General features: G+C 67.8%; 7 protein-coding genes. All 7 read left to right on the top strand.

Features of this window, described 5'->3' with window-relative positions; translation table 11 throughout:
* The first annotated feature begins 77 nt into the window (after positions 1-77).
* Positions 78-1943: a CocE/NonD family hydrolase gene (locus ACILRF_RS11265; RefSeq protein WP_395672903.1), complete on the top strand. Its 1866-nt coding sequence runs from the start codon at positions 78-80 to the stop codon at positions 1941-1943.
* A gap of 26 nt (positions 1944-1969) precedes the next feature.
* Positions 1970-2509 carry a hypothetical protein gene (locus ACILRF_RS11260; RefSeq protein ID WP_395672901.1) on the top strand — a complete coding sequence of 180 codons (540 nt, stop codon included), beginning with the start codon at positions 1970-1972 and terminating at the stop codon, positions 2507-2509.
* A gap of 10 nt (positions 2510-2519) precedes the next feature.
* Positions 2520-4214: an amidohydrolase gene (locus tag ACILRF_RS11255; protein ID WP_395672899.1), complete on the top strand. Its 1695-nt coding sequence runs from the start codon at positions 2520-2522 to the stop codon at positions 4212-4214.
* Between the two features lie 14 nt (positions 4215-4228).
* Positions 4229-5026, top strand: a complete 798-nt coding sequence (locus ACILRF_RS11250) for an SDR family oxidoreductase (RefSeq protein ID WP_395672897.1) — start codon at positions 4229-4231, stop codon at positions 5024-5026.
* 27 nt (positions 5027-5053) lie between these two features.
* Complete coding sequence (locus tag ACILRF_RS11245) at positions 5054-6949, top strand: CocE/NonD family hydrolase (protein ID WP_395672895.1); 1896 nt, start codon at positions 5054-5056, stop codon at positions 6947-6949.
* A gap of 119 nt (positions 6950-7068) precedes the next feature.
* Positions 7069-8643: an amidohydrolase gene (locus tag ACILRF_RS11240; protein WP_395672893.1), complete on the top strand. Its 1575-nt coding sequence runs from the start codon at positions 7069-7071 to the stop codon at positions 8641-8643.
* Positions 8644-8788: 145 nt separating this feature from the next.
* Positions 8789-10122: TonB-dependent receptor (locus ACILRF_RS11235; protein ID WP_395672891.1), on the top strand; the 1334-nt coding region annotated here is incomplete at its 3' end.

Raw genomic sequence — 10122 nt, 5'->3', positions numbered from 1 at the left:
GAGGTGCTGGATCAGCCCTGCCGCGCCGACCCGCTGGCCGGCTGATCGCCCAACAGGAAGACCGGAGGAGGATGCAGATGAGATCGCAAGCCACCGCAGCCGTCGGAGGCGCCCTCGCGCTCCTGATCGCGACCGGCGTCCAGGCGCAGGCTCCGGCCCAAGATCGGGGACAGGCCCAAGCTCAGCCGGCGGGTCCTCCCGGCAAGCCCTTCTGGGCGCAACGCCTGACGGGGTATCTGAAGACCCGGGACGGCGAGGATCTGCGCTACAGCGTCATCCTGCCGAAGGGCAAGGGTCCGTTCCCGGTGATCATGCGCTATAGCGGCTATGACGACAGCGCGTTGGGCGGCAAAAGCTATCTGCAGCGCAACGGCCTGACGGGCGGCGGCGCCGACCGGATGCTTGTCGAGGCGGGCTATGCCGTCATCGGCGTGAACCGCCGCGCCACCGGCTGTTCCACCGGCAGCACCTTCGACTGGCACCATCCGCTCTATGGCCAGGACGGCCACGACGCGGTCGAATGGGCCGCGGCGCAGCCGTGGTCCACGGGCAATGTCGGCATGTACGGCTCCTCGTGGGTGGGCATGTCGCAGCTTTGGACCGCCAGCACGCGTCCGCCGCACCTGCGCGCCATCGCGCCCGCCGTGGTGATCGCCGACCCGCGTGCCGACAGCTACGCCCCCGGCGGCGTGCCGCAGCCGACGATGATCACGGGGTGGGGTTCGACCTACGTGCCTGGCCGCTGGCAGACGATCCGCGCCGACGCCGAGGCGGAAAACGACACCCGCTGCCTCCAGCAACTCGAGAAGAACCTGAAGACCCTCGAGGCGGGATCTCCCGGCCGCCTGGTGCTGGCCCATCCGTTCAGGGACGCCCACCTCGAGGAGCGGGCGCCGGCGCGCCGCGTCGATCGGATCAACGTCCCCGTCCTGTCGATCACGGCCTACCAGGACGAGGCCACCACCTCGCGCGGCGGCTACTACCAGTGGAACGTCGATCCCAAGCTGATGTGGATGATCGACACCAATGGGGGCCACGGCGCCGCTGGCTCACTGGTCTATCGTCGTCAGATGCTGAAGTTCTTCGACCGCTACGTAAAAGGCGTGAAGAACGACTGGGAGGCGACTCCGCGCCTGCAGGTCTGGCAGGAGACCGCCAACGACCCGGCCGCGGTGGCGCGTGGCGCGCGCGGCGTCGAAAGCTCGCAGCCGAACTTCGTGGTGAGCCGGCCGACGATCTCGCCCGACGTGAAGCAGGTCAGCTTCACCCTGTCGGAAGGCGGGCGTCTGCTGGAGAACGCCGCCGCGTCCGGCGGGTCGCAGACCTTCAAGTATCCGGTGATCAGCCCCTCCGTGCTCGGCCGCGAGGGCTGGGGCCCGCTCGATCCTGACTGGAAGGCCGGCAGCCTGGTGTTCACCACCCCGCCGCTGCAGCGCGACCTGGTCGCCTTCGGCCCGGCCAGCGCCGACCTGTGGATCTCCTCGTCGTCGGCGCCTGACGCCGACCTGCAGGTGACGGTGACCGCGCTCCAGCCGGACGGTCAGGAGATGTATGTCCAGCGCGGGTGGCTGCGCCTGTCGAACCGCGCACTCGACACCGGCAAGTCGACGGTCGGGCGCCCGGTGCTGCTGGACAAGCCCGAGGCGTTCGCCCCGATGATGCCCAACCGTCCCGAACTGGCGCGCCTGGAGGTGAACCGCTTCTCGTACGCTTTCCGCAAGGGGACGCGCCTGCGGGTCTGGATCGAGGCGCCCGGCAACACCGGCAGCTATCGGTTCTCCCACAACCCCGTGCCGACCACCTTGAAGCTGTGGCAGGACGCGGATCACGCCTCGAAGTTCGTGATCAACGTGCTGGAGAACGAGGCCGTGCCGAAGCCGGTGCGCGCCTGCGGAGCGGTGCTGGCGCAACCCTGCCGTCCCGACCCGCTGGCGCAGCGGTGAGGTCCGGCGGAGTGAGGAGCATATCGATGACGAAGGTGGTCCAACTGGCCATGCTTGCCGCTGCAGGCCTGATCATGACCGGCGCCGCGGCGGCCCAGCCGCAAGCCGCGTCCCCGCCCGCGATGCGGGTCGTCCGCTTCGACGCCAAGCTGGACGCGCAGATTCCGCCCCGCGGCCCGGACGGACATTTCCGGCCGGCGGGCTCGATCATCCCCGACGCCGGCAGCGATCCGGTGGTCGGCGAGAACCGGCCCTATCCGTACGGCATGGTGGTGCAGTCCAACATCCTGGCCGACGGAACGTTCAGCTACGATTCCACCGCCAAGCTGGCGGGCGGCGAGATCCACATGAAGAGCGTCTATCCGGTCCGCAACGCGCCGAGCCCGATCCCCGGCCTTTCGCACACCGTGATGACCGACAAGATCGTCGGCGGCACCGGGGCTTTCGAGGGCGCCAGCGGCTATCTGCAGCTCCAGACTCTGCTGAGCGGCCGGCAGGGCGAGCCGAGCAAGCTCGAAGGCTCGTTCACCGGCGTTATCTTCCTGAAAACCGTTCCGGCGCGCTGAGGCGACTGCGATGCTCAATCGACGCAATATCCTGCTGGGCGCCGGCGCGGCGGCGTTCGGGCTGTCGGACGCCCGGGCGCTGGCGCAGGCGCTGACCGACCCGACGATCATCAAGCAGCGCCAGTCGCTGGGCGGCGACCTGGCCGTTCTGAACGCCCGCATCTGGACGCTAGACCCCGCCCGCCCGCGGGCGCAGGCGGCTCTGGTGCGCGCCGGCCGGGTCGTGGCCGTGGGCTCCAACGCCGAGGTGCTGGGCCAGGCCGGCCGCGTCCGCCGTTTCGACGCCGGCGGACGGACGGTGGTTCCGGGCTTCATCGACGCCCACTGCCATGTCGAATTGGCCGCGCCGATGTACTCGGGGCTGGAGGTCAGCGTGCACACCCCGCCGCTTACCAGCCTCGAGGAAATCTTCGGCCGCCTGCGCGAGCGCGCGGCGAAAACCCCGGAAGGGCGCTGGATCGTCGCCCGCGGCGGGTTCGGCATGAAGCGCCAGGTCAAGGAACAGCGCTGGGCGACCCGCCAGGAGCTGGATGCCGTCAGCACGCGCCATCCGATCATCGTCCTGGCCGGCATGCATGTGGCCATGATGAATACGCTCGGCTTCGAGCGGACCGGCCTGCTGGACATCGGCCATGAGCGCGCGCTGCGCTGGAAGGACGGGCGGGCCCGTCGCGGCACCGATCTGCCGCGTGACGCCGACGGCATGCCGACCGGCGTGGTCAGCGAGATCTTCGACATCATCCCGGCGGATATTCATACCCGGGAAGAGCGCAAGCAGGCTCTGGCCAGCCAGGTCGTGCCGGTCTTCACGTCGAAGGGCATCACCTCGGTCGGCACCATGCCGATGACCAACGAGGAACGACAAGTCGATCAGGAGCTGCAGCAGGAAGGCAAGCTTCCGATGCGGATCCGCACCTTCCCCATCGTGCCGTTCCACACGACGGTGGAGTCCCTCGTTCAGAACGGTCTCGTCACGGGCCTCGGCGACGACATGTACAAGTTCGGCGGGATCAAGATCTACGTCGGCGGCGGCAGCGTCGACGTCAACGGCCAGCCGATGAACGACCTGAAGTACGATCAGGAGGCCCTGACCGAGACCCTCTGGCGGGCGCACGACGGCGACATCCAGGCGATCATGCACCAGTCCTCGCGCCACAGCTACGAGATCACCCTGCGCGCCGCGGAGGCGGCGATCGCCCGCAAGCCGGTCAACATGCGCCACCGCCTGGAACACGCCGCGCCGCGCGAGTTGCAGGACGTCGAGCAGATCCGGCGCATGCGCCGGCTGGGCCTGCGTCTGGCGATCACCGGCCCGACCACCCGCGCCACGGCGCCCCGCTCGGGCGCGCCGCGGTACGCGACCATGGCCCGCGAAGGGTTGCAGCCGTTCACCGTCTCGGACGCCACTGGGACGACCCCTGTCTTCAGCCCGCTGGCCGCCATCGCGGGGATCTCCGCGCCGCAAAGCGAGGGCGGCATGTTGCCGCCGCAGGAGGCGCTCAACCTGGAGGACGCCCTGCGTAGCTACACCGTCTGGGCCGCGGCGGCGCAGTTCGAGGAGCAGGACAAGGGCTGGATCCGCCCAGGCAATCTGGGAGATTTCGCCGTGCTCGATGCCGATCTTGAGCGGGTGCGCGGCGGGGCTCTTTTCGACGCCAAGGTCGACGCGACGATCCTTGGCGGCCGCGTCGTCTACGAACGCTAGATCGGGAGGGGCGGATGCGCCGAGTTTACGCCGTTGTCGTGCTGGCCGCGGCCTTGATGATCGCCGGCGCCGCCCAGGCGGCCACCGTCCTGGTGACGGGGGCCAACCGCGGCATCGGCCTGGCGCTGGCGACGCACTACTCGGAACAAGGCTGGACGGTGATCGCCACCGCCCGCTCGCCCGATGGGGCCCCGGAGCTGGCGGCGCTCGCAGCCAAGCACAAGGCGGTGGTCGTCGAGCGGCTGGACGTGACCGACCTGGCGGGCATCCGTGCGCTGGCCGCCCGCTACCAGGGACGCCCCATCGATGTGGTGATCAACAACGCCGGCGTGATGGGAAACACCGATCACCAGCAGCTTGGCGGCTTCGACCGCGAGACGTTCCACACCATGCTGGACGTCAACACGTTCGGACCGCTGGCCGTCACCGAGGCGTTCTTGGAAAACGTCCGCGCGAGCGACCAGAAGAAGGTGGTCACCATCACCAGCGTCGAAAGCTCGATGGTGCGCGCGCCGCGGGCGTTCGGCATGCTGTTCTACAAGATCAGCAAGGCCGCGGTGAACATGTCCATGCAGGAGTTGAAGGCGGAGCCGCGGGGAAAGGGGATCGTCTTCGCGATGATCGCGCCGGGGTTCGTCGAGACCGACCTGGCGGACGAGCTTCGCGCCTCGCCGCTCGGCCGGGGCCGCAACATCCCGCAAGGCATTCCGCCGGCCCGCAGCGCCGCCGGCATCGCGAGGGTGATCGACGGACTGACCCTGGAGAACGCCAAGGTCATCTACAACTACGACGGTTCGACCATCCCCTTCTGACGGGGACGCGGAACAACGGAGGCGACATTGAAGATCGCAAGGACGGTATTGGTCGCTGGCGCTCTCGCTGCGCTTGCCGTGTCGCCGGGCGCTACGCAAGAGCGCAGCCGACGGGACGCGCCCGCCGGCGGCCAGCCGACCAGCCTGGGCCCGGGCGAGGATTTCGTTCGGGTGGTGCGCGAGCCCTTCTGGGCGAAACGTCTGACCGGCTATCTGAAGACCCGCGACGGAACCGAGCTGCGCTACAGCGTGCTGCTGCCGAAGGGCAAAGGGCCGTTCCCGACCCTGCTCCACTACAGCGGCTACGATGTCGGCTCGATCGGCGGTTCCGAATACCTCAAAGGCAACCACCAGTACGTCAAGACGATCGACAAGGACCTGATCGACGCCGGCTATGCGATCATCGGGGTCAACGCCCGTGCGACGGGGTGCTCGGCGGGCGATTCTTTCGACTGGCACCGGCCTCTCTATGGCCAAGACGGATACGACGCGGTGGAATTCGCGGCTGCCCAGCCATGGTCCAACGGCAATGTCGGCATGTACAGCTGGTCCTGGGCGGGGATGTCCCAGCTCTGGACCGCCTCGTTCCGGCCGCCCCACCTGAAGGCAATCACGCCCGGGATGGTGATCGCCAACCCGCGGGCGGACAGCTATGCGCCCGGCGGCGTGCCGCAGCCGGCGATGATCTCCGGCTGGACCCAAAGCCTGCTGCGGCTGTGGGACTTCACGCGCGAAAGCGCCGTCGGCGATGGCGACACCCGCTGCGCGGCGCAGGTCGAGCGCAACAAGAAAACCCTGGAGGAGGGTGCGCCAGGCGTTCTCGTGCTGCAGCACCAGTTCCGCGACGATCATCTGGAGGAGCGCAACGTCTCGCTGCGCACGCACCTGATTAACGTCCCGGTGCTGTCGGTCACCGGCTTCCAGGACGGCGCGACCACATCGCGCGGGGGCTACTATCAGGAGACGGTGGATCCGAACCTGCTGTGGATGGTCGATACCAACGGCGATCACAGCATGTATTCCTCGGAGACGTTCCGGAAGACGCTGATCCGCTTCCTCGACCGTTACGTGAAGGGGCAGCGCAACGGCTTTGAATCTACCCCCAGGCTGCAGGTCTGGGAGGAGACAAAGATCGACCCGGTCCGTCTGCAGCGCGGCGGGATCGAGCGAAACGTCGAGGCCTCGGGCCCCAACTTCGTGGTCTCGCGGCCGAGCATTCGTCCGGCGGTCGACCAGGTGAGCTTCGCCCTGACCGCGGACGGCGGCCTGAAGTTGCGAGGGGCCGCGGCCGGCGAGCCCCGAACGATGAAGTATCCGCTCGTTGGGCCCGCGGTTCGCAGCAGCGGGTGGGGCCCGGCGTCGCCGGATTGGACGGCTGGCGCTTTGGCCTACACCTCGGATCCCCTCGACAAGGATCTGGTGGTCTATGGTCCGATCAGCGCCGACCTGTGGATCTCGGCGGACCGTTCCGACGCCGACGTCCAGGTTACCGTGACGGCGGTCATGCCGGACGGCCAGGAAATGTACGTTCAGCGCGGGTGGCTGCGCCTGTCCAACCGCGCCCTGGACCCCGCGAGGTCGACGCCCGGCCGGCCCGTCCTGCTGGATACCCCAACGAGCTTCAAGCCCATGTGGCCGAACCGGCCCGAGCTTGCGCGGGTGGAAGTTAACCGCGTCTCGTTCCCGTTCCGCAAAGGCGTGCGCCTGCGCATCTGGATCGATACGCCCAGCCCAACCGGCAGCTACAACTTCGCCTACAACCCCGTCCCGGCGACCCTGAGGGTCTGGAACGACGCGCAGCATCCCTCCAAGGTTGTCCTGAACGTCCTGCCCAGCGAGACGGCGAAGGCCCCGGCCGTGCCCTGCGGTCGGGTCCTGGGCCAGCCCTGCCGGGCCGATCCCCTGGCGGCCGACGCACGATGAGCTCGAAGTGACGAAGGGGGTCGGCGTCGCATTCGCGGCCTGACTCCCGGGGTCGCGCTGAGGCATTTCCCGCAACGCGCTTCTCAGTAGCCAAGACCAGAGCCACGGGAGGGGCCGACATGAAGATGATCGCTCGTCGCAGCGCGTTGACCACGACGGCCGCGCTGCTTTTCGCGCCCCAGGCGCTGTCTGCGGTCGAACCGGCGGATTTCGTATTCGCCAACGGGCGCGTCTACACCGTCAATCCGGCCCAGCCGTGGGCTGGCGCCGTCGCGATCCGGGGCGGCCGTATCGTCCATGTCGGCGACGATGCGAGCGCTTTCGTCGGACCGCGCACGCGCCGCATCGACCTAAAGGGGCGGATGCTGCTACCCGGCTTTACCGACACCCACAACCACACCTATCTGCGCGCCGAAAACCTCTTCTGGGTCACCTTGCCGGGGACCCGCACCGAGACGCCGACCCTGCAGCAGTACCGGGCGGCGATCGACGCCTATAAGGCCGCCAACCGGGGGCTTCGCCAACTCCGGGGGGTCGGCTGGAATATGCGCTTCATCGTGCAGGCGGCGAGCGAGCGGGGCCTGACCCCGCGTGAGCTGCTCGACGACCTCGTCGGCCTGGACATCCCGGCGGTGATCATCACCCACGGTCATCATGAAATCTGGGCGAACACGCGCGCGATCCGCAACGCGGGCGTCACCGAGGCGACGCCCAACCCGCCGGGCGCGTTCATCGAGCGCGACGCCGCCGGCGCGCCTAACGGCGTCTTCCGCGAGTTTGGGGCTCAGAACCTCATCATCAGCAAGCTGCCTGAGCCGGACTTCACCGTCGAAGAGTTCAAGGCCTCGGTTTTGGACTGGCAGGCGAACCTCGCCCCGCAGCGCGGGGTGACGGCGGTCCTCACCCCTACCCACTATCCGAGCGAGAACTACCTCAAGGCGTTGCAGGCGCTGAGCCTCGAGGGCCGCCTGACGACGCGGTTCGACGTCTGTCTTTGGGCCGACGAGACCCGGGGCCTGTCGCAGGTCCCGGACTTGATCCGCACCCGCGCGCGATACGGCGGCCCGAACTTCAAGGTCGACTCCGTCAAGATCTTCGGCACTGGCCAGACGGCTCAGGGCCTCGGCCTGGTGTGGGACCAGGATGTGCTGAACAAGACGGTGGCGGCCCTCGACAAGGCGAAGTTCCGCATCTTCATCCACGATATTGGCCCAACCTCGACGTACGAGGCGATGCTCGACGCCCATGCTTACGCCATCGCCCAGAACGGGCGGCGCGACGCGCGGCACATCATTACTCACGTTGGCGACGCCGCCTCGCCGACGACCGCGCGGTTCCTAGAGCTGGGCGTGCGGGCCGACGGCCATCCGCCGCCCAAAGCGTTCTTTGACACCAAGGTCCCGACGACCATCTCGAGCGACTATCCGGTCGGCGATTTCTCGCCGGTGGCGGAGATGGCGCGGGGCGTCCAACGCGGAGTCCCCCTGGAGGACCTGATCGCCGCTCATACGCTGCGCGGCGCTGAGGCAGTGTTTGCTGAAACGGCTATCGGCTCAATCGAAGTGGGCAAAATGGCTGACCTCGTGGTGCTCGAGCGCGATCTGTTCGCCGTCCCCGCGGACGAGCTGGCCGGCGTAAAGCCAGTGATGACTCTGTTCGCCGGCAAAGAGGTGTTCCGAAGCGCGGCCTTTTAAGCCGGAGCCGGCCATCATGCCGAGGCGTGTCCAACGGGCGGGAGCTCGACGAAAAAAATCTCGGCGTGAAGCTGAGGGACTTCAGCGCTGCCCCCTCAATCCCACTGCGGCGTGATCAACGGCGCCAACACACGGGGGGATCCTGATGACTTACGGGCTCAACAAGCGCTGTCTGCTGGGCGGCGTCGCACTTCTTGCTCTAATCGGCGCCGCTCCGGCGATGGCGCAGACCCAGGCCGCGGGCGGAGTGCTGGAGGAGGTGGTCGTCACCGCAACCCGCCAGGAGCAGGTGCTAAGCCGCGTTCCGGTCAGCGTGGCGGCGTACACGCAGGAATCGATGGACGCCCAAGGCGTGCGTCAGATCGACGACGTGGCGCGCCTCACGCCCGGCCTGACATTCACCCGCAGCAACTACGGCACGGGTCAGCAGACCGATATCAGCATCCGCGGCATCTCCGCCGGCATCGGGGGTTCGGCGTCGACGACAGGCGTCTATATCGACGACACCCCGATCCAGGTTCGCGCTGTCGGCTTCACCGCCACCAATCCCTTCCCCAAGGTGTTCGACCTCGCGCGTGTCGAGGTCCTTCGCGGGCCACAGGGCACGCTTTTCGGCGCCGGGGCGATGGGCGGCACGGTGCGCTTCATCGCGCCAGAAGCCGACGTCAATGATTACTCCGGCTACGCCAGAGCGGAGCTCGCCAGCATCAAGGGCGGCGAGACCAGCGGCGAGTTTGGGGCGGCGGTCGGCGGCCCGATCGTTCAGGACAAGATCGGCTTTCGGCTGAGTGGCTGGTATCGCCGGGACGGCGGCTGGATCGATCGCGCGTCTTATCCCGGCGGTGCGCTGGACAAGAACGTCAACACGGCGGGAAGCACCGTACTACGCGGCGCCATGACCTTCCGGCCGACCGAGCGGCTCGAGATTGTTCCCTCGTTCTACTACCAGAAGACGACCATCGACGACACGGCAGTCATCTGGGAGAATCTGTCTGACCGCGGGCAGGGTCGCTTCGTGTCGGGCAACCAGCTGCCCGAGTGGAACCGCGACTTCTTCAGCCTGGGTGCAGTGGCCGTTCGGTATGACTTCGGCCCGGTCGCCCTGGAGTCCAACACCTCCCTCTTCGTTCGCAAGAACGCCAGCCAGTGGGATTACACCGACGACATCGGTAGCATCTTCTTCGGTACGCCTTATCCGCAGCTGATCATGGGCGGATATCAAGTCCGGGCGACAATGATCAATCGGCAGGAGAGCTTCACGCAGGAAGTGCGCCTGCGCACGACCGATCCTAACTCACGCCTGCGCTGGGTTGCCGGCGTCTTCTACAACCACGCGGACCAGGACAGCGAGCAGTGGGACTACGATCCCATGTTCCCGCAGATGATCGAGACCCTCTACGGCGCGCCGGTTTCAGTGATCATCGGGCCCACCGCTCGCGGCGACCAGCCGTATGACCTCGTCAACATCAACCGCGGCAT

Origin of the sequence: Phenylobacterium sp., assembly GCF_044236515.1 — a bacterium.
Lineage (GTDB): Bacteria > Pseudomonadota > Alphaproteobacteria > Caulobacterales > Caulobacteraceae > Phenylobacterium.
This window is presented reverse-complemented; position numbering and strand designations above follow the sequence as displayed.